At 64.1% G+C, this 23,446-nt stretch carries 23 protein-coding genes and 4 pseudogenes; 13 read left to right on the top strand and 14 right to left on the bottom strand.

Annotation, left to right across the window (positions count from 1 at the left end; translation table 11 throughout):
• Nucleotides 1-76: 76 nt before the first annotated feature.
• The 3 genes from DAT37_RS44410 to DAT37_RS31935 all read right to left on the bottom strand — a co-directional run bounded on the left by DAT37_RS44410 (nucleotide 77) and on the right by DAT37_RS31935 (nucleotide 2,910).
• Nucleotides 77-265, bottom strand: a complete 189-nt coding sequence (locus DAT37_RS44410) for a hypothetical protein (protein ID WP_157978801.1) — start codon at nucleotides 263-265, stop codon at nucleotides 77-79.
• Nucleotides 266-785: 520 nt separating this feature from the next.
• The gene (locus tag DAT37_RS31930) at nucleotides 786-2,387 is read right to left on the bottom strand and encodes an alkyl/aryl-sulfatase (protein ID WP_232840130.1); all 1,602 of its coding nucleotides are present in this window, start codon (nucleotides 2,385-2,387) and stop codon (nucleotides 786-788) included.
• A 238-nt stretch (nucleotides 2,388-2,625) separates the two neighbouring features.
• A complete protein-coding gene (locus tag DAT37_RS31935; protein ID WP_408637467.1) occupies nucleotides 2,626-2,910 on the bottom strand; it encodes a hypothetical protein in 285 nt (94 codons plus the stop codon).
• Between the two features lie 246 nt (nucleotides 2,911-3,156).
• Between DAT37_RS31935 and DAT37_RS31940 the strand changes: the two genes are divergently transcribed.
• Nucleotides 3,157-3,360 (top strand): hypothetical protein, encoded by a 204-nt coding sequence (locus tag DAT37_RS31940; RefSeq protein WP_109528643.1) that lies wholly within the window; start codon nucleotides 3,157-3,159, stop codon nucleotides 3,358-3,360.
• A 95-nt stretch (nucleotides 3,361-3,455) separates the two neighbouring features.
• Here DAT37_RS31940 and DAT37_RS31945 read toward each other — a convergent pair whose 3' ends face one another.
• The 3 genes from DAT37_RS31945 to DAT37_RS46295 all read right to left on the bottom strand — a co-directional run bounded on the left by DAT37_RS31945 (nucleotide 3,456) and on the right by DAT37_RS46295 (nucleotide 5,425).
• On the bottom strand, nucleotides 3,456-3,884 hold the full coding sequence (locus tag DAT37_RS31945; RefSeq protein WP_157978802.1) for a DUF4189 domain-containing protein: 429 nt from the start codon (nucleotides 3,882-3,884) through the stop codon (nucleotides 3,456-3,458).
• A 185-nt stretch (nucleotides 3,885-4,069) separates the two neighbouring features.
• On the bottom strand, nucleotides 4,070-4,729 hold the full coding sequence (locus DAT37_RS31950; protein ID WP_157978803.1) for a hypothetical protein: 660 nt from the start codon (nucleotides 4,727-4,729) through the stop codon (nucleotides 4,070-4,072).
• Nucleotides 4,730-4,837: 108 nt separating this feature from the next.
• Complete coding sequence (locus tag DAT37_RS46295; RefSeq protein ID WP_332873376.1) at nucleotides 4,838-5,425, bottom strand: 2-oxo acid dehydrogenase subunit E2; 588 nt, start codon at nucleotides 5,423-5,425, stop codon at nucleotides 4,838-4,840.
• On the opposite strand from DAT37_RS46295, the gene DAT37_RS31960 reads away from it, so the two are divergent.
• Nucleotides 5,403-6,290: a DUF6630 family protein gene (locus DAT37_RS31960; RefSeq protein ID WP_157978804.1), complete on the top strand. Its 888-nt coding sequence runs from the start codon at nucleotides 5,403-5,405 to the stop codon at nucleotides 6,288-6,290. The genes DAT37_RS46295 and DAT37_RS31960 overlap by 23 nt on opposite strands.
• Before the next feature lie 79 nt (nucleotides 6,291-6,369).
• On the opposite strand, the pseudogene DAT37_RS45780 reads toward DAT37_RS31960, so the two are convergent.
• A pseudogene (locus DAT37_RS45780) lies at nucleotides 6,370-6,633 on the bottom strand (IS3-like element ISMysp3 family transposase); the annotation flags it as partial.
• 517 nt (nucleotides 6,634-7,150) lie between these two features.
• On the opposite strand from DAT37_RS45780, the gene DAT37_RS31975 reads away from it, so the two are divergent.
• Nucleotides 7,151-7,861, top strand: coding sequence for a sensor domain-containing protein (locus DAT37_RS31975; protein ID WP_109528648.1), 711 nt, complete (start codon nucleotides 7,151-7,153; stop codon nucleotides 7,859-7,861).
• 304 nt (nucleotides 7,862-8,165) lie between these two features.
• The gene (locus DAT37_RS31980) at nucleotides 8,166-8,528 is read left to right on the top strand and encodes a VOC family protein (protein WP_232840131.1); all 363 of its coding nucleotides are present in this window, start codon (nucleotides 8,166-8,168) and stop codon (nucleotides 8,526-8,528) included.
• Between the two features lie 54 nt (nucleotides 8,529-8,582).
• On the opposite strand, the gene DAT37_RS31985 is transcribed toward DAT37_RS31980, so the two are convergent.
• Nucleotides 8,583-9,950 (bottom strand): ABC transporter substrate-binding protein, encoded by a 1,368-nt coding sequence (locus tag DAT37_RS31985; protein ID WP_232840132.1) that lies wholly within the window; start codon nucleotides 9,948-9,950, stop codon nucleotides 8,583-8,585.
• 355 nt (nucleotides 9,951-10,305) lie between these two features.
• Between DAT37_RS31985 and DAT37_RS31990 the strand changes: the two are divergent.
• A pseudogene (locus DAT37_RS31990) lies at nucleotides 10,306-10,578 on the top strand (DUF6892 domain-containing protein); the annotation flags it as partial.
• Between the two features lie 154 nt (nucleotides 10,579-10,732).
• Nucleotides 10,733-10,888 (top strand): hypothetical protein, encoded by a 156-nt coding sequence (locus tag DAT37_RS44415; RefSeq protein ID WP_157978806.1) that lies wholly within the window; start codon nucleotides 10,733-10,735, stop codon nucleotides 10,886-10,888.
• A gap of 369 nt (nucleotides 10,889-11,257) precedes the next feature.
• Here DAT37_RS44415 and DAT37_RS31995 read toward each other — a convergent pair whose 3' ends face one another.
• Complete coding sequence (locus tag DAT37_RS31995; protein ID WP_109528651.1) at nucleotides 11,258-11,686, bottom strand: MarR family winged helix-turn-helix transcriptional regulator; 429 nt, start codon at nucleotides 11,684-11,686, stop codon at nucleotides 11,258-11,260.
• An 80-nt stretch (nucleotides 11,687-11,766) separates the two neighbouring features.
• Between DAT37_RS31995 and DAT37_RS32000 the strand changes: the two genes are divergently transcribed.
• Nucleotides 11,767-12,291: a YbhB/YbcL family Raf kinase inhibitor-like protein gene (locus tag DAT37_RS32000; protein WP_198654541.1), complete on the top strand. Its 525-nt coding sequence runs from the start codon at nucleotides 11,767-11,769 to the stop codon at nucleotides 12,289-12,291.
• A 1,168-nt stretch (nucleotides 12,292-13,459) separates the two neighbouring features.
• Nucleotides 13,460-13,714 (top strand): IPT/TIG domain-containing protein, encoded by a 255-nt coding sequence (locus tag DAT37_RS32015; RefSeq protein WP_109528655.1) that lies wholly within the window; start codon nucleotides 13,460-13,462, stop codon nucleotides 13,712-13,714.
• Between the two features lie 29 nt (nucleotides 13,715-13,743).
• On the opposite strand, the gene DAT37_RS32020 is transcribed toward DAT37_RS32015, so the two are convergent.
• The 4 genes from DAT37_RS32020 to DAT37_RS32035 form a co-directional block, all read right to left on the bottom strand.
• Nucleotides 13,744-14,124 (bottom strand): hypothetical protein, encoded by a 381-nt coding sequence (locus DAT37_RS32020; RefSeq protein ID WP_109528663.1) that lies wholly within the window; start codon nucleotides 14,122-14,124, stop codon nucleotides 13,744-13,746.
• A 162-nt stretch (nucleotides 14,125-14,286) separates the two neighbouring features.
• Nucleotides 14,287-14,703, bottom strand: a complete 417-nt coding sequence (locus DAT37_RS32025) for a hypothetical protein (RefSeq protein WP_109528656.1) — start codon at nucleotides 14,701-14,703, stop codon at nucleotides 14,287-14,289.
• A gap of 203 nt (nucleotides 14,704-14,906) precedes the next feature.
• Entirely contained in the window at nucleotides 14,907-15,455 is a 549-nt protein-coding gene (locus DAT37_RS32030) for a GNAT family N-acetyltransferase (protein WP_109528664.1), read from the bottom strand.
• 218 nt (nucleotides 15,456-15,673) lie between these two features.
• Entirely contained in the window at nucleotides 15,674-16,246 is a 573-nt protein-coding gene (locus DAT37_RS32035) for a histone-like nucleoid-structuring protein Lsr2 (protein ID WP_109528657.1), read from the bottom strand.
• 1,010 nt (nucleotides 16,247-17,256) lie between these two features.
• Between DAT37_RS32035 and DAT37_RS32045 the strand changes: the two genes are divergently transcribed.
• From DAT37_RS32045 to DAT37_RS46535, 4 genes and pseudogenes are all read left to right on the top strand, one after another.
• The gene (locus DAT37_RS32045) at nucleotides 17,257-17,589 is read left to right on the top strand and encodes a hypothetical protein (protein ID WP_232840133.1); all 333 of its coding nucleotides are present in this window, start codon (nucleotides 17,257-17,259) and stop codon (nucleotides 17,587-17,589) included.
• A 224-nt stretch (nucleotides 17,590-17,813) separates the two neighbouring features.
• Nucleotides 17,814-19,982 (top strand): catalase, encoded by a 2,169-nt coding sequence (locus DAT37_RS32050; RefSeq protein ID WP_109528659.1) that lies wholly within the window; start codon nucleotides 17,814-17,816, stop codon nucleotides 19,980-19,982.
• A 191-nt stretch (nucleotides 19,983-20,173) separates the two neighbouring features.
• Nucleotides 20,174-21,982: a GAF domain-containing SpoIIE family protein phosphatase gene (locus tag DAT37_RS32055; protein ID WP_198654542.1), complete on the top strand. Its 1,809-nt coding sequence runs from the start codon at nucleotides 20,174-20,176 to the stop codon at nucleotides 21,980-21,982.
• 258 nt (nucleotides 21,983-22,240) lie between these two features.
• Nucleotides 22,241-22,438, top strand: a pseudogene (locus tag DAT37_RS46535) (NUDIX hydrolase); the annotation flags it as partial.
• 80 nt (nucleotides 22,439-22,518) lie between these two features.
• Here DAT37_RS46535 and DAT37_RS32065 read toward each other — a convergent pair.
• Nucleotides 22,519-22,875, bottom strand: coding sequence for a hypothetical protein (locus tag DAT37_RS32065; RefSeq protein ID WP_109528661.1), 357 nt, complete (start codon nucleotides 22,873-22,875; stop codon nucleotides 22,519-22,521).
• 233 nt (nucleotides 22,876-23,108) lie between these two features.
• Here DAT37_RS32065 and DAT37_RS45790 point away from each other — a divergent pair.
• Nucleotides 23,109-23,329: pseudogene (locus DAT37_RS45790) on the top strand (IS481 family transposase); the annotation flags it as partial.
• Between the last annotated feature and the right edge of the window lie 117 nt (nucleotides 23,330-23,446).

The following is a 23,446-nucleotide window of genomic DNA, read 5'->3' on the forward strand; positions in this document are numbered from 1 at the left end:
CGCATCGGTCACCACCTCATCACCCACCCCGGAAGTATCGGACATATTGTGCGGCAGACCAAACCGATACAACAACTCATTCTGAACTGATCTCTAAGCCGATCGGTCCGGCGAGCCACACCATGAATACGGCCAACGCCGAGATCACCACCGCGCCTGCTGATTCCACAACCACCGACGCCGTCGCCAATCGAAGCGTCCGACGACGAGCTGCCTGAACCGCTGCGGTATCGACACCGACAACGAACTCCCCCATAGTGTCCACGAGGGCAGGTTAACAGCGCCGCCCTTTCGCGTGGACAACCCCGGTGGACCTTGAACAACCGACAACGTCGCCGCTCCTCCCTCGACTACCGGACCCGTCAGCCGTTCATTCTCGAGAGTCACGGTTTCGGGCGAATCGGCGCGTTGAAGTCGATACTCTTCAGGCAATACAGTCCGGCATCATCGCCCAGAACTGGCGGAAGCCCCGACGCCATTCGTACACTTCTCGGCTGTCAGGTGTGGATCCCGATGTCGCGACGATCTCTACGAGTTCGCCGATCGAGGCACGCCACCACGACAGTAGAACGTGACGATATCGTCGGTACGGCTCCGGCGCAGGGACTATCCCGCCAACTGCTCTGGCTCACTTTCGGTGGTAGGTCGGTGCGGCTGACGGCACGATGGACGGCCGCATCGTCGTCGTCCAGGTCCGTGTTCGAGGCCTGTTCTGCTCGACTCGACAGTGCTGCAATAGGTCGTTGCCGAACGAAATCCACGACGATGTGGGCGCGGTCGGCGGTTTATGGCGTGGAGAGGTTGAAGTTGGGGTCGAAGGTGTCGATGACGTCGGCGAGTTCGGTGAGGACGTCGAGGTTTCCGTCGGTGGAGATGCCTGGTCGCCCGATGAGTTCGGTCGCGCGGGTGGGTTGCAGCAGGATCCCGGCGAGTTGCGGTTTGGGGCCGGTGATCCGCAGGCGGGCGCGCCCGGTGTGGCCGGGGCGGGCGTTGAGCACGCCGTGGCGGATCCACATGGTCCAGTCGCCGCCGGAGTCGGTGAAGGTGAAGTCGATCGAGATGTCGGCGTGGGTGGCGGCCTCGCCGATCACGTGGACCGCGACGTAGTCGAAGAGCAGGTCGATGGGCATGGCGAGGATGGTGTCGAGGCTGTCGGTGTTGACCTGTCCCTGGGAGACGACCCCGTTTCGCAGTTCGAGGGCCGCGGAGAGGAATATCGCCCGGTATTGGGGCACTTCCTGCTGGTAGCCGAGTTGTTCGTAGGCGTCGGCTTGCAGGTGGCGGGCTTCGGTGTCATCGGGGTCGGCGAAGACGAGGTGGTGCAGCAGTTGTACCGCCCACCGGTAGTCGCCGCCGTCGAAGGCTTCGCGGCCTTCGTCGAGGATGCGCTCGCGTCCGATCAACTCCACGTGCCGTTTTGCGTTGTCCTCGGGCAGCAGCGGGTAGATCGTGGCCGGATCGCCGTCCCAGAAGCCGAGTTCTTTGTGGAAGACCGCGCGCACGTTGTGGTGTAGGCCGCCATGGTAATAGCGGTTGTACCACTTGCTACCGATCGCCTCGGGTAGCTCGACGACCTCGGCGGCCTCCAGCGGCGTGTACCCCTGGTTCGCCAGGCGCAGGGACTGGTCGTGGATGTATTTGTACATGTCACGCTGTGATTCGAGGAATTCGACCACATTGGCGTTACCCCATACCGGCCAGGTGTGCGGCCCGTGGTGCACTTCGGCGTCCGCACCCCACCGCACCAGGGTCTCGTCGAGGTAGCGGGCGAAATTGCGGGCATCTCGGGTGCGTGCGCCGCGGATGGTCTGGATGTTGTGCATCGAGTGGTTCGCGTTCTCCGCACAGGTCACCGCTTTGATGGCGGGGATCCAGATATGCATCTCCTCCGGAGCTTCGGTGTCGGGGGCGTAGAGGAACTCGAATTCCCAACCTCCGAGTTCGCGTGTCTCGCCGGTCTTGGTGATGGGGTCGGTGGGTGGGATGTAGGTCATGTGGATGTTCATGTTGTCGGCGCCGGATCCGAGGCCGACGGTGACCAGCCCGCAATCGCATTGCGGCAGTAGTAGTCCGAAGGTGTAGCCCATCCGCCGCGACATGGCGTTTCCGGTGATCACGTTCTCGCCTATGGCGTACTTGTTGAACGACTCGATCGTGCCCGGTGCGATGACGGGGATCCGTCCTGAGGTGACATCCTCCTCGGACACCAGGCCTTTCACTCCCGCGTAGTGATCGAAATGGGTGTGGGTGTAGATGACCGCGACGATCGGCTTGTCGTTGCCCAGCGCACGCCGGAACAGCTCCAACCCGGCCTTGGCCAGGTCCGCGCTGGTGGTCGTGTCGATGATGACCAGGCCCTCGGGTGCGTCGACGATCGTCAGATTCACCGCGAACCGAACCTGATACAGACCAGGTACTACTTCGTACAGACCGCAACGGCGAACCAGCTGGGATTGGCGCCACGCCGCCACACTTCCGACCTCGCTACCGCTGGTCATCACCCGGTACGGGTGAAAGCGGCTCCGATATACCGGCTCGGCCGGTTGTTCTCCACGCGAGATATCCGGTGGAACTGCCGACGGGTGGGAACTTCGGAACCGGAGCGCTCATCTCGGGGTCGCACAGTCAGTCGGCGATCATCGGCCACAGGCCACACGATTCGGCGTCGACGCCGCCATGGAGCAGCATGTTGTCCCAGTAGTGCACCGAGCCGAATTCCGATCGCCACGCGAGCAGTCGGTTGGTGTGGCGGTGTGGTTCGTGTTCGGCGGTGAAGCCGATGGCGCCGAGACATTGATGCGCGTTGCGGACCACCGCGGAGGCACCATGACCGGCACAGGACTTCGCCGCGGCGATGGCGAATCCGGCTTGTGCGCTGTCGAAACCGAATCGTTCGGACGCCGACCTCACCGGCTGGAAGCACCGCGTGGACCTGGCAGCGCTCACAGACGCCGCCGACGACCTCGTCCAGCGACACCGCGGTAGCGACGACGCGCAGGCTCGAGCAGGCCCTGCTGCGGAAATTCCTGTTCGATGGCACTACGAAGGGCTCGTGCGGGATGTGTGGACAGTTGCTGCTTGTCCGCTCGTCGCCGGCAACATCAACCCCCTGCGCAGTGCACCGATGCCGAACGGTGAGCATTTCCCGCGGTCTCGATGCTGGGTTGCGACGCGCTGTTCGAGTACGGCTGCCTCACCGTCGATGCCACCGGCATGATCGCCGCAGGCATGTTCCTGTCGCACCCGGCCTGGCCGACGCCGTGGGGATCGTTGCTCGGGCGCTGCTGCGGCGCATACACCCCTGGCCGCGCTGCGGCCTGCGGAGCTCACCGCGAGCAGTTCGCCCAGCGCGGGATTTGAGTTCGCAATCGAATCAATCGGTTTCGATCAGTTAGCCACGGACTACGTCGGGGGCTCTGCCGACGCGTCCGGGCTTCAACCGCAGTGCAGGCAGGTCAGCGCACGTTGGCGGTGCAGACCACCTCGCTGATTCCTGTTTGCGAGAGGTCTACGGAGCCGACGTTGGCCAGTATCGCCGGTGGGTAGTAGTCGGCGAGGCTGGTGTAGGCATACGCCAGTGCTGTCGCGCGGTCGGGGCCGATGCCGGTGCCGACCGCGTTGTCGCTGTAGACGAGTGCACCGCAGCCGTCTTCCCAGTCCGCGAGGATCTCGCAGTCCGAGGCACCCTCCCAACCGCACCAGAGGAGGGCCTCCTCGATGGCGTCTGCACGGCTGGCCGCGTCGACGCTCGTGGCGTAGGTCCATTCGTTCCCGCTGAACGCGATCGCGCCGTAGAGCTCATCAGCTGCATTCGCCGTACCGGCACCTGTCATCGACCCGACCGCGACACCAACGACCGCGATCGCGATCGCGGCCCTGTTCATAACCCTCATCAAGCACTTTCCTCTACGAACACATGTGGACATCAACCCCCGGATCATGGTGGATCGCAGTCCGATTCGCCCAATTCGACCCGGAAGATCACATTCCCCACGACGGCGTCGAGGTCGGCGGTCCAGTGTCGGCCAGGCGGTCGGAGATGTCGCGACAGTGGTGTGGGACTGGCTATCTAGCCGGCCGCTACGTCTTTTCGTGCGGCAGTGACGAACTCGTCGATCGCGGTATCGCTCACGAATCTGTCGATCGCGGCAACGCCGGCGGCGGCAAGTCGTGGCCAGTTCTCATCGGTCGCGATCTGGTGGTCGCGGGCATACTCCAAGGTCGGGGCCAACGAGTCCGGACCGTTGAGCAGCGCGTCTTGTGCGGCGTTGATTCCGCCGAGTTCGGCGTTGGCAGAGGAACTCATGACGATGTGCAGCATGGCCGAACTCCGCAGATACGGCGCCAGCGAATCGTGCAGTTCAGTCATGGCGGTTTGCAGGAGGTCGTTGTTCGCGGGGCGTATCAGAATCCCTTTGAGATCGCCTAGTTGCAGTTCGATGCCCAGGTAGGCGGTGACGAAGTCCGCGTAGGCGCGCAACCGGTCAGCCCTGAGTGCTTGATGACGCGCGAGCCTTTCCTGCCGGTCTATCTCGGTGCTGCTCACGTGCACTGATGTCCACGCGGAAACTCCGGAGGACAGCAGTGCCGCCACAGCGGCCAGAACCGCGACCGCCAACGCGTAACGCCCGTTGCGTGAGGCCACTCGGATCTGCTGCTGGACCGCGTCGGAGAGAGCATTCGGCGGCTCAGCCCCGGAGGGATGAGACCGATCTTCTTCAGTCGCCATGACATGCCTCCATCGTCCGAAGCAGCGCGAGGGCTCGAGCAAGTACTGGTCGGCAGCCTGTCCAGTGTGAGCGGGTCCGTCGGTTGCCCCCGGTTCCCACGCCCGGACTTATCCGTCTTGTGAGGTCCTGTCCCGGAAGTCGTCCCGTCGCAGGTCAGGGCATTGATAATCTGCTGAGAATTGCACACGCGTCTTTCCCCAGTGCAGCGTCAGTGGATTTTCCCACTCGGTGTCAGTAAGGCGGCCATCACCGCCCCACGGGTTACAGGCCCGGATCCGTCTCGAACGCGGTTTCCTCCAGCCGATCCGTGCGATGGTCACGAGGTGGCCTGCGCTGGCACCGTCGAGCAGTCGATCGTCGTAGGTCAACGGCAGCAGCGTCGTCGAGCGGATCGCACTGGACTCACTGCCGGTCTCGATGACCATCGTGGGCCGCTTGATGATCGCACCGCCATCGAGCATGGCCGCTTGCGGTGGTAGCGGGACCGGTGTGTCGACCGGTGCGCCTTGGCTGCCGATACCAGCGCAGGTCACGTGGTGGGCTACCGGTTCGGCCAGCAGCCCACGAATTTGGGGGGCTGCGCTGGGTCGGGCTTTGTCTTTATCGTTCGGGCATGGCAGAACTCCCGAGCGGATCGATCCTCGTCCGTACCTGGTTCGGTGAGGACCGGGCATGGCGGTCTCTGGTGAGGCCATGACTCCGAGCAGGGAGGGGTTCCTGGTCTACGCGACGCTGGTGAACGATCCGGAGTTCGCGGGCCTGGACACCGAAGCGTTTCGGGCGAAGCATCCGGGCGGGGCGGCAGTGTCCTTCCTCGCCGACGAGGTCACCTTCGATCATCCCGAACATCCTGTCCTGGCGGTCTGGGTCCTACCGCCTCAGGATTTCGACCGCGGCGACTACCGGCCCTTCCGGGTCGTGCCGGGCCAGTTGTGGAGTGTGGAGAGCAACATCAACGGGGCGAATCTGGATTGGAGGGACTACGCGCAGCGGGTGGACGCGGATGGCATCTACCGCGGGCACCAGGTCGCCAAGGACACAGATTTCGCGTTGGACGTGCGGTCCGTCATGGGCGAACTGCTGATCCATCGCGCGCCGGGGCTCGCCGATTGTCAGTGGGAGATCGCGCGGATGGCGATCGTCCCTCGTGAGGAAGATCCACGGACCGTCCGCGAGCGGCTGACTGCGTTACCGCACTATCCCGCGGCGCTGCAATGGGATTGGTGTGCCGGCTTCGACGCCGAGCATGCCGGTGACCAGCGAGGCGACTACATCAAGGCGTTCCTGGAGGAGATCGGTGACCGGGCGTCCGCCCTCGGAACCGTGCTGGCGGCGCTGGCTGTGGGCATCGACGACTACGGTGTGGTGTTCGTGACGTCGGCGCAGTTCGAAGAGCTTGCGCGGCTGTTCGATGACCATCGGATGTCTGTTCGACACGTACGGCGCGGCTGCTGGGAACTGCTCACTCCGCAGCACAAGGCCGCGATCTCGGCGTGGGCCAGAGCCAAGGACCCCAAGGTGAGCGCCCGGGGACGACTGAAGCCGGGCGACACCTCCTGACCGCGGTCGGGTAGGTGAATCCCGCCGGGTTCGGTGCGCACTCGGTTGTCTGTCTCCACCGGGGACGCTGGGCCGGGTTCGCATAGTATTCGGCCTCGTGCTCGATCGGTGGTCGGCGCCCGAGTCGGTGCATGAGCCGGTCTCGGTTGAACCACCTCACCCAGTTGTTAGTGAGTAGCTCGACATCGGCCAGACGGCGTTGCGGACCACGCCGGAACGGCGAATCATCACGGACCGCTTCGGTCGTGTAGAGCCCGATCATGGTCTCGGCCAATGCGTTGCCGAAGGCATCACCGACCGATCCGATCGACGGACGACGCATCGAAAGCATCAGTGTCTCACCAAATTTCACTGATGCGTGTTGACCTACGAGAGTGGTTGCAGATATAGCCGTGTGATGAGTTGGCCTTCCACAACCCCGAAATCGCGTCGGAGGCCAGTTCGCCACTGCGCATCGTCAGCAACACCGACCCTGGCTCTGCCAGTAGGCGAACATTTCTCGGTCCAGACGGGTATTTGCCGACACCGGCAGGGCCCCGCCGAGACCGAGCTGTGGGCTGCGGGAGTAGTGGGTTCCCGCAGTAGGCCAGATCGAATACCTCGGGCAGTACGAACACCCCGCCCGCTCGGTCGGTGTCGGAGTCTCGAGCATCGACAGCGTCGCCATCGAGATGTTCTCGGCCGGTTCGATGTTCGCAGTCACGTCCGTCTGGTGCGGTGAGCAGCGTTCGGGTAGCCAGGGGCCGACGTAGGACTCCCTGCGCCGAGCCGGACACTATTGTCATCCCTCCTCGGGGCCATCCCGATCTCCTACCGAGGCTGGATGCTCTCTGGCTGCGCGCGGTCCTAGCGTCGTGTGCATGATTCTGCGGCGCTTGGGCCTCGATTTCGCATACACCTTCTCGGGGCTGCCCCTCGCAGTGGTCGGTTTCAGCTGTGTTGTGCCTCTCGTCGCGGCGAGCATCGGCACGGTGGTGATCTTCCTCGGGATTCCGCTGCTCACGCTGACGTTGCTGCTCGCTCGCGGCTTTGCCGATATCGAGCGCGTACGCCTTCGGCAGTTGACGGGCAAGGCGGTACCACGCCCTCGGTACGCCCAGGCATCCGAGGGGATGGGAGGGTGGCGGCGGATCACCGCACCGATCCGGCAGGGGCAGAGCTGGCTGGATCTGCTGTACGTCATCGTCAACCTGCCGATTGCGATCGTCACGTTCGTGCTGCCGATCGTCTGGTGGGCAATGACATTGGGCGGCTTGACGTACTGGTTCTGGGGCGGGTTCCTTCCCCGGGGCGAGAACCGCGACCTCTTCATCGAGACGATCATGGGCGCGGATACCGCCCACAACCGGGCGGTCTTGTACACGATCGTCGGTGTCGTAGCGCTGCTCACCGTGTATGTCGTCCAGCGCGGCAGCGCCGCCTTGCAGGCCACCTTCGCGCGGGGCCTGCTCACCCGGCTCGTCGCCACGCAGCAGCGCATGCGGGATCTGAGTACCAGCGGGGCGGCCGTCTCGGTGGAGGCGTCCGCGCCGCGTTCGTGTGGATCGTGCTCGGGCCGCGATATCGAATAGGGTCGGCGCCGGTGACGCTTCGGTGGTCGATCCATTCGTCGGCCGGGTGAGTCCCCCGGGCGGGGAGCGCAGCGCTTCCGCGGTCTCGGCTCCGCGCCCACCGCGCGCCCCGCTCGCCGTCGCCGCGAACCGGCCCCGGTGGTCATCTCCGAGGTGGTGGCGCAACGGCGCATACGGACCGAGCCCGAGACGAGCGCTGTCCGCCCCCGAAAAGGAGTGGAGCCGGGCCACGACAGTGCGGTTGGATGACTTACCTGCGCGGCCGCCGCGCGGCCCGCGTACATGGACGACGAAGGAGTGGACGATGCCGATCGCCACGCTGCGAGGCCTGACTCTGGACTGCGCCGATCCCCGGGCTCTGGCCCGGTTCTACCAAGAGCTGACGGGCATGCGGCTCGGTTATGACGCTGACGAGTTCGTCGCCCTGACCGATGGTTCGGGTTGCGACCTGGGCTTCCAACAGGTCGACCGATACCGGGCACCGCGGTGGCCCGGTCAGGACGTGCCGCAGCAGTTGCACCTGGACCTCAGGGTCGAGGACCTCGACGCGGCGGAGAAGTCGGCCCTGGAGCTCGGCGCGGTCAGGCCCGACCACCAGCCGGGCGGCGACCGGTGGCGGGTGCTGCTGGATCCGGCCGGTCACCCGTTCTGCCTGGTCGTCGGCTGACCTCGAAGGACCGAGGGGCCACATCATGTCGCCCCTTGTCACCTCAGCAGGTGCCTATTCGACGTCGTTGAAGCTCTTCCCGACGTCAGCCAGTGTTGTCGGCGAGCCGTAGTTGCCGATGTACCGGTACAGAGCGATATTGCAGCGAAACAGTCCCTGGTCGGGTTTGAAGTCGGCTTGCTTCCATCCACTCGGCGTCGCCTGGACCACATTGAAGCATTGCGGTGCTGCGTCTTTGTCGGACAGATCACGAGCTGTATGCAATCCGCCGCCGCTCCAACCGGACTCATTACCGGCTGCCTCGACCACACACCGGCGGGTGAGCTGGTCTCCGCATCTGGTGGCGGCTTTGGCGAACAGCAGCCAGGCGGAGAAGGCGCGTACGGAGTTCAACGTGAGTTCGGCGTCGGGCGCATATTTGGTGTAGATATCGTGCATCTGCTTCATCGCGGGTGAGGCTTCGACGGCTTCGATCGGGACCGCGCCGGACAGGTCGATAACATTGTTCTGCTTCTGTATCGATTGGGCTGCGGCTTCCAGGAACTGCGAATTGTAGGAGTTGTTGGTCGGGTCGACCCAGTCGAGTTTGTAGTCGATGCTCGTCAGGACGTCTTCCAACTTCGCCAGTTGGCGGTAGTCGCCGTAGAACACCAAGCCCTTGACACCTTTGTTCTTGATCGCCTGGGCATAAGGGGTCCAGTCCGAGACACCGGTGGCGGGGTAGAGGTCGCTGTAGGTCACGGTTCCTCCGGCTGCCCGGATCGCCTCGGCCGCCTTATCGCTCAGTACCTTGGTGACCGGGGAATCGCCGGTGATGATGCCGACCGCACCCGCCGACTCCGGATACGCCTCGCGCAGGAGCCAACTGCGGAAACCGAAATAGGGTTCGTAGTGTGCGTATGTGCCTGCCAGCGCGGTGATCTGAAGATCGGATTGCAGGTTCTGAGCCTGTGAGACCTGCGCCGGGAATTCCGGCAACAAGCAGGAGAGACGATCCTTGACACCGAGTCCGTCCAGGGCGGCGCCGCCGCCGACGAGGACGAAGTCCTCTCGACAGGCATCGAGCATCCGCTGACGAACCTCCATCAGGTTCGTATCGCGGACTTCGGCGAGGATCTTTCGTCCGTTGATGCCACCGGCGGCGTTGCACCACGAGGTGAAGACCTCTGCCGCGTCGACGAATTCGGATTGCTTGGTGAATCCGATATCGCTGAAAACACCGACTTTGATTTCGGTGGCGGTGACGCCTCGGGTCGGGGCGCTGGTTGTCGCCCCCTCGTGGCAGATACTCGACAGATCCCCGAAGTTCCCCGGTTCGGCCGCATGCGGTTCGGCTTCCTGGTCGGAGGTGCTGCGACCGGCACACCCTGCGGCCAGCATTGCCAAGGCTATGGCAGCGACGACTGTACGTTTGAGCTTCAAGATCTCTCCCTCACCAGGCATCGGTGACCTGAATCTTTCGCTGATGCAACGATTCTGCTTCGAATGCCCGGCAGTTGACTGTGTTTCCGTGCTGAGCCTAATGGTGGGTGTCGACGCTCACAGTGCACCGTACGCCCTCCGGTAGTCGACGCTACGGCCGTGGCCGAAGCGGCGAAGTCGCGGCGACACGCGGGCGAACTACCGCGTCGTCTCGAACCCGAATATGCAGAAAATTCCGCGGCCGAGCCGTCGGCGCGTTTGATCGCGGAAGATTCCGCCCTGGTCGCTTGAGGACACGCTGAAATCCCAGGGGTTCGACGGCGATCTCTGACAGTATTCGGCCGACAACTATCACCACCAGGTCGTGCCGCAAGCGCAGAGCTACTTCGAGAAGCTGGAGTTTCCCACCGATCTCTCCGAGAGTGTCGAACAGCTGATCTTCGATGGTGACTGTCAGGTCTATTTCGAATGCTGCCCGCACCGGGATGGAGAGGGCGACCAATTCGACGTCTCCGATCTCGATGATCTTAATCATCTTCCGAATCCGAAGCGCGTGATCGGCGCAGAATGGCTGACACCTGAACATCGAGCGTTGTTGCGTTCCCGCGGCATCGAACTGATCGAATAGCCCCATCGCAGTCGAGAGAACCGGTGCGGAAGACGTAGCGGCCTCGGTGCGCCGAAGCGGACCTCGCTGACGCTGCGCGACGGCCTGCTCCCGGGCGCGTCGGCGTAACCGATGCTGTGGATTCGGGCGGGTTCGGCGCTCGGACTCCGCCGATATGATTTCGGGCACGATCACCTCGCTGACCCTTGCCGACGGCGGCGGAAACGGCATGCTGATCCCGAGTGTCGATGACTGGACAGCCGATTCGCGCACTGGCGCGCTCGTGCACCGTATCGGTGCCCGCTGGGCGTCGACGTTCTCGCCCCTGTAGTGCGAGACGCAGGTAAACCGGTCACCGCAGGTGCGCGCAACGACTTCGCCTGCTCCGGCAGACGCCGGACGATCACGCACGGGTTGCCGCGGTCGCGGAATCGTGCCGCCGAGCTCCATTGTGAAACCGCACCCAACAGCCACCCTGAACAGCCAAAATGCGCAATCGAATCTGGCGGAACCGTGCACAACCGAACGACCCGACCGCAGTGTGACGGCAGGTCATAGCAGTCACCAGCCGTGGCCCCCGGCGATGGCACTCCCGGGTGTTACAGGCGATAGTTGTCGCCGAGACAGGTTGCTCCTGTCGCCGCGGCGGGACGAGGCTCGCTGAGGCTGTCCGGTGGACCTGGTGACCCAGGCGTTCCGGTCACTTGTCGCCGACGAGTTTCCCGAGGACTGCGGGAAGGCGCTCGAGGACTGTGCGCTCCTGATCGGTCAGCTCCCGCTGCGCGGCCCGCGCTATCCATGCCGCTCGACTCGTTCGTTCGTCGTCGAGTCGAGCGGCGCCCGCCGCCGACAGCGTCACGATGACGCGCCTCTTGTCGTTGGCATCGGTCCCGAGGTCAACCAATCCCTGGTCCGCCAGCAGCCGCACCGTTCGTGCCATCGTCTGGTGGCGCACGCGTTCGCGTTCCGCCAGCGCCACGATCGCCGATGGTCCATCTCTGCGTAGATGGCCCAGTACCGCGGCTTGCCCCGCGGGCATCGTGTCGACGCTTCTGACGTGGCGCACGAACCTTCCGACGGCGAGACGAAGTTGCTCGGCGTCGGCCACGGAGTAGTCGTCATCCTTCACTGGACAAACTATACAGCTTCGCTGTACTTTCAGAAATGCAGCAAGGCTGTATATCTGACTTTCTCAGGAGGACTCCGACAGTGAGATACCACCCCTACGCGCTGACCTTTCCGGCCGCCGAATTCGAATTGGGCAGTGACGATTTCGAGAACGGAGGCCCGCTCCCGACGGCCTGCTACAACACCGATGCCGGTGCCGATCGATCACCGGCGCTGGCCTGGTCGGGCTTGCCGGCAGGAACCCGCAGCCTGGTCATCACCGCCTTCGACGCCGACGCGCCGATACCGGGTGGACTCTGGCATTGGGCGGTCAAGGACGTGCCGGCCGCCACGGCGAGCATCGAAGGCGGCGCCGGATCGGGCAGTGGGGCCGATCTACCCGCCGGCGCCGTCACTCTGACCAATGACCTGGGTCAAGCGGCGTACTCCGGGGTGGCGCCACCGCCGGGTACCGGCATCCATCGCCTGTTCGTCTGTGTGACAGCGCTTTCGGTGGATCGTTTGGAGATTCCCCACGGCGCCAGTCTCGCGATGCTCAATATTCTGATGATTCCGCACACGGTCGGGCGGGCGGTGATCATCGGAACCAGCCAAGCCCCCGCCTGATTCGACGGGGCCATCCCACACCCTGGCCATGGTCGAGTCAGGCGATCGCTCGGGCCGCTGGACGGGTTTATACCGTGACAGATAGACCTTCCAAGGCATCTCGAGCCTCGCCCAGCGGATGGGATGCGACGGACACACCTTCGGCGCCACCTCGATCCTTGCCTACGGCGAACCGCCCGGGTCGAAGTGGGACGAATCGGGACAGCGCACATGATTGACCATGTGCAATCCGTTCCGCGAGACTCGGATGCGATCGTTCGACGATGAACGATCCTCGGGGAGTCGACGTTGTCGCCACCGCGACGTGCCGATCCGGGAGGGGTCGCGGGCGCGTCTCGGTGATGCGGCGTCGGCCGCGCGGTGCGCGGACGGGTCCCCGCTGCCGAATGAATGGGATGCCGAGCAGGTCCTGGTCAGGCGCCATGCGTGAGGGCGGAGACGGATCTGGAGGGGACGGTACGGACGGAACGCCGTGCGTACCGAATTCAAGGCCGCTGGACCCGCTCCCGCAACAGCGCCGCGCGGAACCCGGTCGAAAGCAGCGGTCGGTCGATCTGTACTTCAGAAGTGTTGGCTTCGAGCATGATTCGCACTTCTGCTACCGCATGTTTCTCTGTGGCTGTCACGCCGACCGAACAGGTCGAGGTGCTCGGTCTGGTCGACTTTGCCGCGGGTACTTCGCGACCGGTTTCGGGGTCGACCGCGCGGAGTTTCGCACGGTCGGTGTCGATGCAGGCCATCACCTCGATTCCTTCGCGCTGACATCGTATTCGACAGGGTCGCACTGTATTCGGTCCATCGGACTGTCGCGCCGGAGGCCCGTACTGGGTGCCTGCTCGGCCTCGGGGTGCTGACTTCGCGACCACGAGCGTGAGGACGAAGCCGGAATTCGAGTCCCGGCGTGAGATGGGGCCGGTCGCACCGGGTAGCGGCCCTCGGCCCGACTGCTGCGACCTCACAAAATGGCTGGGTGCGGGGTGAGGCCTTCCAGCACCGTCGCCGCAAATCACCAGGTCGAAACCGTGACCCAACCGTACCGAAAACGGACTCCGGATCGCTTGACGAAGCGCTGCCACCGGAGGCCTACTGAATGTGACGGCTGTCACCTCAAGATCGACATCCGTTGTAAGGCAACCCTTTTCATTCTATTTCGACTTGGAGTCGAATCATGGCAGCAGTTCTCACCACCCTCACACCCAATACCGGCCCGGCGACGACTTTCAGCACGGTGGTGATCACCGGCTCCGGGTTCGCCAACGTCGGGCCCTTGACCGTCCGGTTCGGCACCCAGGCGACCACCTTCACCATCGACTCCGACACTCAGATCACGGCCATCTCTCCGACGGGGACAGGCACCGTGAACGTCACGGTCACAGTGGAGCTGAACGGCACCAGTAACGCACTGCCCTTCACCTACGTCTGACCACGGGTGTGGCTTGGGCCGTCGGTGGGCTACTGCCTGCCGGCGGTCCCGGCCCGATCACGTGTCGTTCTGCACTCATGGTTTGAAGACTGTGCTGCGTGGATCGCGGCTGCCACGGATGTGGCATGGAGATCGACCACCACGTCTTCGCCGTCGCGTCGGCCGCGTTCGGAGACAGCCAGCCCGATCAGGGCGAGCTCCGCGGCGCGGTCTCGTAAGTCGTATCGGTCGAGGGTTTCATCCTCGATCCCGCCGGTTTCGTCTCGACTCCAGGCAGCAACGGCGGCCTCGGCCAACTCGAGTGGCAGGCGAACGGAGACCGGCCGAACTCGAGGGGCGATCCATTCGCCAATAGCGGCAAGCACTTTCGAATCATCGAGGTACCTGGTGTTCGGCTCGTGCTCGGTCACGGGCGAGAGCGTACGCAGCTGATCCGGGGCATGTCCAACTTCGTCCGACACCACCTCGCTGCCCGGTCGGCCTGCGACCGCATCGGCCCAACGTCGGCGCACCGCGCCGCGGGGGTGAGGCCGACGCCGCCCCGGTCACGACACCCCGGCCTGGCGTGGCTGTCAAGTGTCCTGTGTGCGAACCAACGCTTCGACTGTCGCGGCGATGTGGATGATGTGCTGTGGGTCGTTGGACCGCAGTTCCCGGAACTCGCGTTCGTCGCCTGCGTCACGTAGTTGTGTCAACCATGTGATCAGCGCACACGTTCCCTGCGAGGTCGTCACGAATGTGGTCCCCGCGAACATCGGGTCCGCGAGCTGTGCGGTGTCTCCGGTGAGGATCTCGGCGAGCGCCAAGGCGGTCACGTCGTACAGGTACTCGTCTTCGGCGGGATCTACGCCGAGCAACCCCTCCGCGCGGACGGTGTTCACCAGTTCATCGGCCGTCACCTCATCCCGGCCGTCGGAGATCTCCTCGACCAGCGCGAGAACTTCCAGACCCTCGTCGCTCTCCAGCGCCTTGACACCCCATGCACCCATGACCCGACTCTAGCGAGGTCACGTGTGGTCACAGCCCGTGCACCACCGTGGTTTCGGTCGTGAATCCGGACACCGGCCATGCGCGAGTCTCGACATCACCTCGGGAACAGCGACTTTCGTGTGCGCGGATCCGCACATCACGTCCGACCGCCGACCTTTCACCGATGACCTGTCCTCGGCGCCGTCGTGAGAGCGGTCGGTTCTCAGTGGCGCTCCCGGGGCAAGTGCGCGTACATGTACATGTCACGCGCCGAGCCGTCGATCTTCTGCCATCGGCGCAGCAACCCTTCTCGCCGGAATCCGGCCGACTCCGCGGCACGCCACGATCCCTCGTTCCACGGTTCGACGTACAGCTCCAGTCGCGACACCTCTTCGAGAGTCGAGGCCCAGGAAGTGAGCAGGCGCAGTGCCCTACTCGCGTAACCGTGTCGGCGATGACTGCGCTCGATCCAGTAGCCGATCGACACTCGGCCGTGGCCTATATCTGTTCGCCACAGGCCGATCTGTCCCACGGCCGTGTCGGTCACGGGATCCGCGATCGCAAACGACCACCCCTGCCCCGTGGACGCACGGTGGTGCTGCCGCCGAATGAACTCCTGACCGGCGGCTTGGTCCCCGTGAGCGCGGACCGAGGTGATGGAGGGAATCAGCGGATCTCTGCCTGCGTCGACGATCAAATTCACATCCGAGGCCACGAACAATCGCAATCGGACCCCGTCCGCATCGAGTACCGGCACCACCAACCCCGTCATGGCATCCACTCCATACCTAAACGGTTCTCGCTGACAATCGAATTCGAGCGGTGTCAGCTTTTCGCGCACTGTCGCGGTTCGCTGACAGCGCCCGCTGGTGTCGAGATTTGTGACCGAGCGCGACGTCGAACGCGATTCGGCACGCACCCACCCGAGGATGTGTTCTCCGCACGGCTCGGTGTCGGTCGCGTCTGACCGTCGCGGCTATTTCGGAAGTCTTATGCGGCGTGTGTCTGTCGGTAGTCGCGGATGAGTTCGGGGGACAGGGGGCCTCGGGTTTTCACGTCGCGGCCCTGCTCGAGTGCCCATTGGCGAATGGCCGCGCGTTCGGCAGGGGTGGGTTTGGTGTCGTCACCGGCGGGCTGGGGGTCGGGTTCGGGTGCCGGTTCCGGTGTAGCGGCGGTGTCGATGGTGTTCTGTGGTGTGCGGTCGCGGTTTTCGAATGCTTGCAGGATGGCCTCGGAGATCCTGCCGCGTGGGCCGATCTCGTAGCCGTTGTCTCTGGCCCATTCACGAATGCGGGTGCGTTCCTCGGGATCGGTCTCCGAAGATGATTCGCTACCGGCCTTGATCTTTCGGGTACGGCGTCCGACAACGTTGACGTCGGATGCTTTTTCCATCCAGGGTGCCAGTGCCGCGGCGAGTTCGTTGGCGCTGGACATGGATAGGTCGAGTGAGTATTCGCGACCGTTGAATGTGAAAGTAGTGATTTGTTTGGGGGCGATATCGATCGGATCGACTATGTCGCCGGTCCAGTCGTCGCGGGTGAGGACTACGGTGGTCTTGGCCATGCGCGCAGGCTAGCATCCAATTTCACACGGTAACAACCTGTCCTGCTGATTCGGTCCCGAGTTCGTATTTCCGGCACCATCGTTCGAATGGGTGTCGAGATTCATGGCGACACGTGACGCTTTGTTGTCGGTTCGTGCGCCGGTCTCGCCGCAGTAGCGCACCAGCAGGACAATCTTCGAGTTCGGGACGGGTTGGAGAGTTGTTGATGGGGTCTGTTTTCCGGAGGTGCAACCGGCGGTGGGCATCACGAGAGTTTCCGGATTCGGTGCCCGGGAGTTGCTCGGGGAGGATTGGTGAGAGGGAATGTGATCACGCGAACCTGTTGCCCGAGTGAGCGATCGGTCTCGATAGTTGCCGTCTTCGGTGAGTGCGCGGAATCCGTCGAGCGGAAGATCGGTCGCGTGCGATCGCAGGTGTTCGGTGTGGGTCTGCGAGTACTTCCTCATCGCCGGAGAATGTCCGGCTTCCGAGGGGTTGACTCGTGTGCTGAACATGTCGACCGATGACGAGGATGGAAAGTTGTACATCCGGGGTCTGTCCACGGCATCGGTGGAGTCGTGGGCGGTTTCCTCTGCCACGAATCAAGTTTTGTTGCGACGCAAACGTATCCGCGCGGTCATCCTCGAACGATCCGACCAACTCGCCGAACCGCGAACGTCGAGGCAGCCGCGAATGAAGCGCACCGGATTTCGACGGGAATCGCGACCCGGTTGCGAGCACGCGCACGATCGGCTGGGCCCGTGTTCGGCGAAGGTCACGGCGTAGGTCAGGAGTTCGTCGTAGACAGTGGTCGGATCCGGATCGTCGCCGGCTGGTCTTGATCGACTCGCAAACGCTGTAGCCGTTGATCTCGGCGCGTCGATGCGTCGACACTTTCGCCGTTGCGCCTGGTTATGAGGGCGGTGTCGCGGACGGACTCGATCGTGAGGAGATTTTCCCGGATCGGTTTGCTCTGGTCGAAACGGTGAAGACCCGCGGTAGAGGTGAAGCTATTTCGAGGAGGATCACCATGCCAGATTTCGAAGCGTCCGGAGAGCGCGAGCGCGACTTGTCCGGGGGCGGACACGGCTACGTTCCCGATCACGCGCGAACCGCGCGCAGCCACGCCGGTGAGGGGATCCAAGATGGATACAACATCCCCGGCATCATCTTGTGGGCGCTGGGCATCGTGGCGCTCGGTTTGAGCTTGACCGCGGCGGCCTACGGATTTACCGGCTGGGCGATCATCGCCGCCGTGGTGTGCGTGATCGGCATAGCGGCAGGCTCGGGGTGGCTCCTACTCGAGCACCGTCGGATCAAGGCCAAAGAAGGCCTCACCTTGACCGACCCGGCGGGACACTGAGCACCTTCTCGACCGCCTCGGACGGTAGGAGGCCAGTGACCCCGATGTCGGTCACCTGGCGATCGCTGGCGGTAGTGGCGACCGCGCACAAGTTTGTTTGGTGGGAAAAGCCGAGGGTATAGCCGCCAGGTCGCTGGACCTGACCTGGCATTTCCCGTTTCTCGCTCGTCTGGCGTGGTCTATGGCCTGAGTTCGGTCCGAATCGAGTACAGGAGGCCTCTTTCATGTCCCCTTCAGAACGACGTCCTGAATCCGAGGACCAACGGATCGTTCCCGGTGCCCCCGGCAGCGAACCCCCGTCGCTCAAAGAACCCACCCGCCCACGTCCGCCGTTGCCGCCGAAACCCGATCAGGCCGGACCCGAGCCGAGGACGCCGACCGGTACGCACTCCAGTGACAGCGAGGAAGCGGTCGCGCAGCGGGGAGCCCGGCTGACCACCGCCAACGGCACCTCGATAGGCGACACCGACCACTCCCTCAAAGCCGGACCGCGTGGGCCGGTCCTGCTACAGGACCACCACCTGCGTGAGAAGATCACCCATTTCGATCACGAACGGATCCCCGAGCGCGTGGTGCACGCCCGTGGCGCCGCCGCGCACGGGGTATTCGTCGCCAATGGGGCCGCGCAGAAGATCTCGTGCGCGTCGGTATTCGAGAAAGACCGACAGACACCGGTTTTCGTCCGCTTCTCCACGGTATTGGGATCGCGCGGCTCAGCGGACACGGTGCGCGACACCCGCGGATTCGCCACCAAGTTCTACACCGACGACGGCATCTGGGATCTGGTCGGCAACAACATCCCGGTGTTCTTCATCCAGGACGGCATCAAGTTCCCCGACATCATCCACGCCGCCAAACCACACCCCGACCGGGAGATCCCCCAAGCCCAGAGCGCCCACGACACCTTCTGGGACTTCGTGTCCCTGCACACCGAAGCCACCGCCCACACGCTGTGGAACATGTCCGACCGAGGGCTGCCCCGCTCCTACCGGATGATGGAAGGCTTCGGCGTACACACCTTCCGCTTCGTCAACGCGCGCGGCAAGACGGTGCTGGTGAAACTGCACTGGAAGCCCAAGTTGGGTGTGCACTCCTTGCTGTGGGAAGAGGCACAGATCGCGGCGGGTGTCGACCCGGACATGCACCGACGGGATCTGGCCGATGCGATCGAAGCGGGCGCGTATCCCGAATGGGATCTCGGCGTTCAGGTCTTCCCCGACACCGAAGAGCAGACCTTCGAGGGCATCGACCTGCTCGACCCCACCAAATTCGTTCCCGAGGAACTCGCCCCCGTCCGGGTCATCGGCACGATGACCCTGACGGCCAATCCCACCAACTACTTCAGTCAGACCGAACAGGTCGCCTTCCATCCCGGGCACCTGGTACGCGGCATCGACCTCACCAATGACCCACTGCTGCAAGGCAGGCTGTTCTCCTACATCGACACCCAGATCACACGCCTGGGTGGCCCGAACTTCGCGCAACTACCGATCAACCGGCCCCATGCCGAGGTCAACGATATGTTGCGCGACGGCATGCATCAGACCGCCGTGCATTCCGGTGTCGCGCCGTACCGGCCGAACAGTCTCGACGGTGGCTGCCCGTTCACCGCCCGTCCGGGCGAGGCACTGATCGAATACCCCGAATTCGTCAGCGGCGCGAAGACCCGCGAGGCACCCGCGAGTTTCGATGACCACTTCAGCGGTGCACGGATGTTCTACGCCAGCCTCACACCGATCGAACAGCGACACGTCGCCGAGGCCTACAGTTTCGAACTCGGCAAATGCTACGAGAAAACCATCAAACAGCGCGCGGTCACGGTGCTGCGCAACATCGACGAGCAACTCGCCCGCACCGTCGCCGCCGAACTGGGACTGCCCGTGCGGGGCAAAGAACCCGACCGAGCGGCGATCACTACATCCGAGGCGCTGACACAGATCGGTCGACGCTGGCCCGGCGACGGTCGAATCATCGGAATCCTCGCCGACGGCGACACCGATCTCGACGATCTGACCGAGACCGTGGACACGATCACCGCCAACGCGATGACCGCCCTGGTCATCGCCGGACACGGCGGAGAACTCGGCACCGGAAAGAACAAGGTCGCGATCTCACGCACCATCGACACCGCCCGGTCGATCGAATTCGACGCCCTGCTCATCGCAGCGACCCTGCCGGACGCGAAACTCGCTGTGCTACTGCAAGAAGCCCACCGGCACCTGAAATTCATCGCCCACACCCCAGCGGGACTACCGGCACTGCGAACAGCCGGGATCACCGACGAATTCGACGGCATCGAATCAGCCCCCACCCTCACCGCCGCATTCGAACTGATCACCCAAGCCCTGCCCGCGCATCGCGTGTGGACACGCGCCACCCAACTGGCCCCCTGACCCTGCCGTCGACGGCCCGATGCGACGCCCGCTATCGCACCGGTCCCGGGTCCGATAGTTTCCCGACCGGGCTTGAACCCACAGTCGTGGTGACTTGTTCGTCAGGCGTCGGGTTTGCCGCTCGGCGATAGTTGGCCGGTGAATCTGGGTAAGCGTTCGATATGCGAGAAGCGGAACCCGGTGGTGAAACAGTGTCGGACCAGGGGCTGTCTCAGTCCGGATGGCTGCCGGGGCTGGTCGAACAGGGAGAATCGGATCCGGTCTGGGATTCGTTCGCCGCGCAGGTCCGTAAAGGGCTCGGGGTCCCTTTGGCGCTGGTGTCGCTAGTCGGAGCGGATCGGCAGGTGTTCCCAGGACAGGCGCGTCTGTGGTCGCCGGACGACCGAGAGGGGTGGGTACCGTCGCGTCAGGGGTTCGTCCCGGAAGCGGTGCGCGCGGGTTCGCCGCTGGTGATCGAGGACACCCGCCGTGATCCCCGCTCCGCAGACCACCCGGCTACCACCGAGTACGGCGTCGTCGCATATGCCGGGACGCCGCTTACCGATGAGTCCGGTCATGTACTCGGGGCATTGTGCGCGATCGACCACAGTCCACGCCGCTGGCAGGCCAGCGAACTCGAGCAACTGTCATGGCTGGCCGAGAGGTGCTCGGCCGAGCTGCGCCTACGTCTGGCCCGCTCCGACACCGAATACGAACGCGCGCACACCGACACCCTACAAGAACAATTACGTTCGGCGTTGTACCGCTCCGAATTGCTGCTCACCGCCGCCCAATCGTTCAGCGATGTCGATTCCGTGGTCGAACTGCGTGATCGCATCGCGGAATTGGTGGCAGGAGACCTCAAACCAAGCCGGGTCGAGTTGATCATCACCGACTCGCGCAGCACCGCAGAGGATCAATGCGATCCGGCACCGCCCGGCGACAAGCGTGTCGTCGCCGACGGCCAATGGGACGAGTTCGATCCCGAGGGACCGCTGCTCTCCGCGCGAGCGGTCCGTGCTGCACGTCTTTTGACCTATGCCGACCTGCGCACCGATGACGGTGAGTTGTCGACGTCGGGGCGCGCGCACTATCTCGATGCCGGGATGATCGCGGTCACCGCCGCTCCGATCATCGATATCGACGGTGTGGTCGGGGTACTGGAATTCGCGTGGGACGAACCGCATCGAACCGAACTGACCGAGCGGGCGGTCATCGTCACCCTCGCGAACTACGTGGCGACCGCACTGCACCGCATCCGATTCCTGCGCCGCAAGCTCAGCGTGGTCCACGAATTGCAGCGGGCCATGCTCACCGCGGTGCCTGTCGTGCCCGGAGCCCGGATCGCGGCCCGATACTTCCCCGCGGATGCGGGTGAACAGGTCGGCGGAGACTGGTACGACGTGTTCACCCTGCCCGCGCGCGACGGTGAACAGGCCGTGACCGCAGTGGTGACCGGTGATGTCGTGGGCCATGACATTCGTGCGGCGACCATCATGGGTCAGCTACGCGCAATGCTTCGCCAAGCATGCTGGGACCTCCCCAGCGGACACAGCCCGGCCCAGGCTCTGACCGCATTGGATTATGCCGCAGGCAATCTCCTTCCCCGTGCCGCGACGACCGCGTTGCTGGCCTACCTGGCACCGGTCGATGATGGCACCGGACGGTGGATGATGACCTGGTCCAACGCCGGACATCCCCCGCCGATCATCATCACCCCCGGCCATGGCCCCGACATCGTGACCGCCCACGACCCCCTACTGGGCTATCCACATCTGATCACCGCGCCCCGCACCGACAACCAGACGATGCTGACCTTCGCGAGCACAGTGCTGCTCTACACCGACGGCCTCGTCGAACACACCGGCCGATCCCTCGACGACGCCACCGCCACTCTCGCTCACCGCGCAGCCGATACTCCTGCCACCGACCCCGACCTGTTCCTCGACACGATCCTGGCGTCCATCGCCCCGCACGGTGGCCCCGACGACATCGCGGCACTGGCCATCCACATCACCTGATACCCAGCCCGCGCGACGGCGCGGCCACGACGTGCACCGTTTCTATCCCGGGCGTCCCCCGGGGCGTTCCGCTCGTTGGTCATCGGGGGCTGACGTACAGACTCTGTGACCCTGACGAAAGGCCGATCACGGGCAGGACCGAGTACTACAACTACCCGAGAGCACCCGAACCCGATTCGCTGGTCCGTAGCACGCGACCTGCTCGTTACCGACGACTCCGGGGCGATACTGCTTCGATAGCGCCGCGACACCGGACAATGGGCGTTGCGCGGCGGAGCGATGGATATGGGCGAAACCGCCGCCGCCTGCGCCATCCGCGAATGCCAGGAGGAGACCGGGATAACTGCCGAGATCACCGGCTTTCTCGGGGTTTCGCAGCAATCCGAATCACATCGTCGCTTACACCGACGGAGAGATTCGCCAACAATTGAGAACGCGCACCCGCCGCGACGGTAGCGCGCACCGGCGACGGTCCGCGAGATCTGCTCCGATTCGGGGATACGTCCGGGGCTGTGGTTCGTCCGCTGAACCGCCGGTTACGGTGGGTTTTTCTCGCGAAGGACCGAGAGGAACACCACACTCCAGCTTAGATTCCAATAGAGTTCGCCGATCGCGCTGCCGGGCCGATTCATCTCGCCGGGGTCGCTCTGGCAGAACTCGGCGGCCGCCGAGGTGACTGCGTGGAAATCGAGGACGAAAGTCTGGTCGACCTGTGGGCCGTCGGTCGCCAGGCGTCGGGACAGATCGAGGGCGCGCTCGACCAGATCGGGGCGGCCCGCGTCCGCCATAAGCAATTGGGTGTCGAGCAGCAGATCGGTGAGGAACCACAGCGCCTCGACGCTGTTGGAATCCGAGTTGTCCGGTCGGTGGTCGTCATCGGCGTCGAAAGCCACTGTTGAAGTGTGACACTCGCGCGAGCTGGGTGTTGTGGGTCATGAGGTTGTCGACGCTGGGCTTGGGGTGATTCTAGGGGGACAGGTCTGTCGGCGGCAGGATGGAACACGCCAACCCTCGGTCCGTTCGACCGAAAGACCTGTCCGTGACCCACGGGAATGCTCCGCTGTCTGTCGAGGGCTGTTGCCGTCTGGTGCGGCGTTGTCGCGACTGTCCTATCGCTCGTGTGGCTGCCGAGATGGGTATATCTCGTCTGTGCGTCGGCCACGTCCACAGGATCGTCACCGACAACGGAGCCTGCTACCGGGCCCGCGACTTCGTGAAAGTCGCGGGCCCGCCACCAGCGAATCCGGCGGCCTTACACCACGCCACAACGGGAAAGTCGAACGCTACAGCCGCATCCGGGCCGAAGAATTCCTCTACGCCCGCGAATGGAACACAGATCTGCAGCGCGGAGGCGCTACAGATCTAGATCCAATGCCGCGCAGTTAGGGGTCGTGCCTGGTTGTCAACCGGGCGCGGTCTGGATGTTGATTTCTGCTCGGTAGTTGGTGCGGTCGATTCCTGTTC

Origin of the sequence: Nocardia aurea (genome assembly GCF_003123685.1) — a bacterium.
Taxonomy (GTDB): Bacteria; Actinomycetota; Actinomycetes; order Mycobacteriales; family Mycobacteriaceae; genus Nocardia; species Nocardia aurea.

Excerpts from the sequence above, each read along its gene's own strand:
- DAT37_RS46295 (WP_332873376.1), bottom strand. The coding sequence starts at position 5,425 with ATGGCCTCACCAGAGACCGCCATGCCCGGTCCTCACCGAACCAGGTAC.
- DAT37_RS44415 (WP_157978806.1), top strand. The coding sequence starts at position 10,733 with ATGATTTCGGGCACGATCACCTCGCTGACCCTTGCCGACGGCGGCGGA.
- DAT37_RS32025 (WP_109528656.1), bottom strand. The coding sequence starts at position 14,703 with ATGGGTGCATGGGGTGTCAAGGCGCTGGAGAGCGACGAGGGTCTGGAA.
- DAT37_RS31945 (WP_157978802.1), bottom strand. The coding sequence starts at position 3,884 with ATGAACAGGGCCGCGATCGCGATCGCGGTCGTTGGTGTCGCGGTCGGG.
- DAT37_RS32045 (WP_232840133.1), top strand. The coding sequence starts at position 17,257 with ATGCCAGATTTCGAAGCGTCCGGAGAGCGCGAGCGCGACTTGTCCGGG.
- DAT37_RS31980 (WP_232840131.1), top strand. The coding sequence starts at position 8,166 with ATGCCGATCGCCACGCTGCGAGGCCTGACTCTGGACTGCGCCGATCCC.
- DAT37_RS32015 (WP_109528655.1), top strand. The coding sequence starts at position 13,460 with ATGGCAGCAGTTCTCACCACCCTCACACCCAATACCGGCCCGGCGACG.
- DAT37_RS31950 (WP_157978803.1), bottom strand. The coding sequence starts at position 4,729 with ATGGCGACTGAAGAAGATCGGTCTCATCCCTCCGGGGCTGAGCCGCCG.
- DAT37_RS32050 (WP_109528659.1), top strand. The coding sequence starts at position 17,814 with ATGTCCCCTTCAGAACGACGTCCTGAATCCGAGGACCAACGGATCGTT.
- DAT37_RS31975 (WP_109528648.1), top strand. The coding sequence starts at position 7,151 with ATGATTCTGCGGCGCTTGGGCCTCGATTTCGCATACACCTTCTCGGGG.
- DAT37_RS31940 (WP_109528643.1), top strand. The coding sequence starts at position 3,157 with ATGCTGGGTTGCGACGCGCTGTTCGAGTACGGCTGCCTCACCGTCGAT.
- DAT37_RS32035 (WP_109528657.1), bottom strand. The coding sequence starts at position 16,246 with ATGGCCAAGACCACCGTAGTCCTCACCCGCGACGACTGGACCGGCGAC.
- DAT37_RS31960 (WP_157978804.1), top strand. The coding sequence starts at position 5,403 with ATGGCGGTCTCTGGTGAGGCCATGACTCCGAGCAGGGAGGGGTTCCTG.
- DAT37_RS32030 (WP_109528664.1), bottom strand. The coding sequence starts at position 15,455 with ATGACGGGGTTGGTGGTGCCGGTACTCGATGCGGACGGGGTCCGATTG.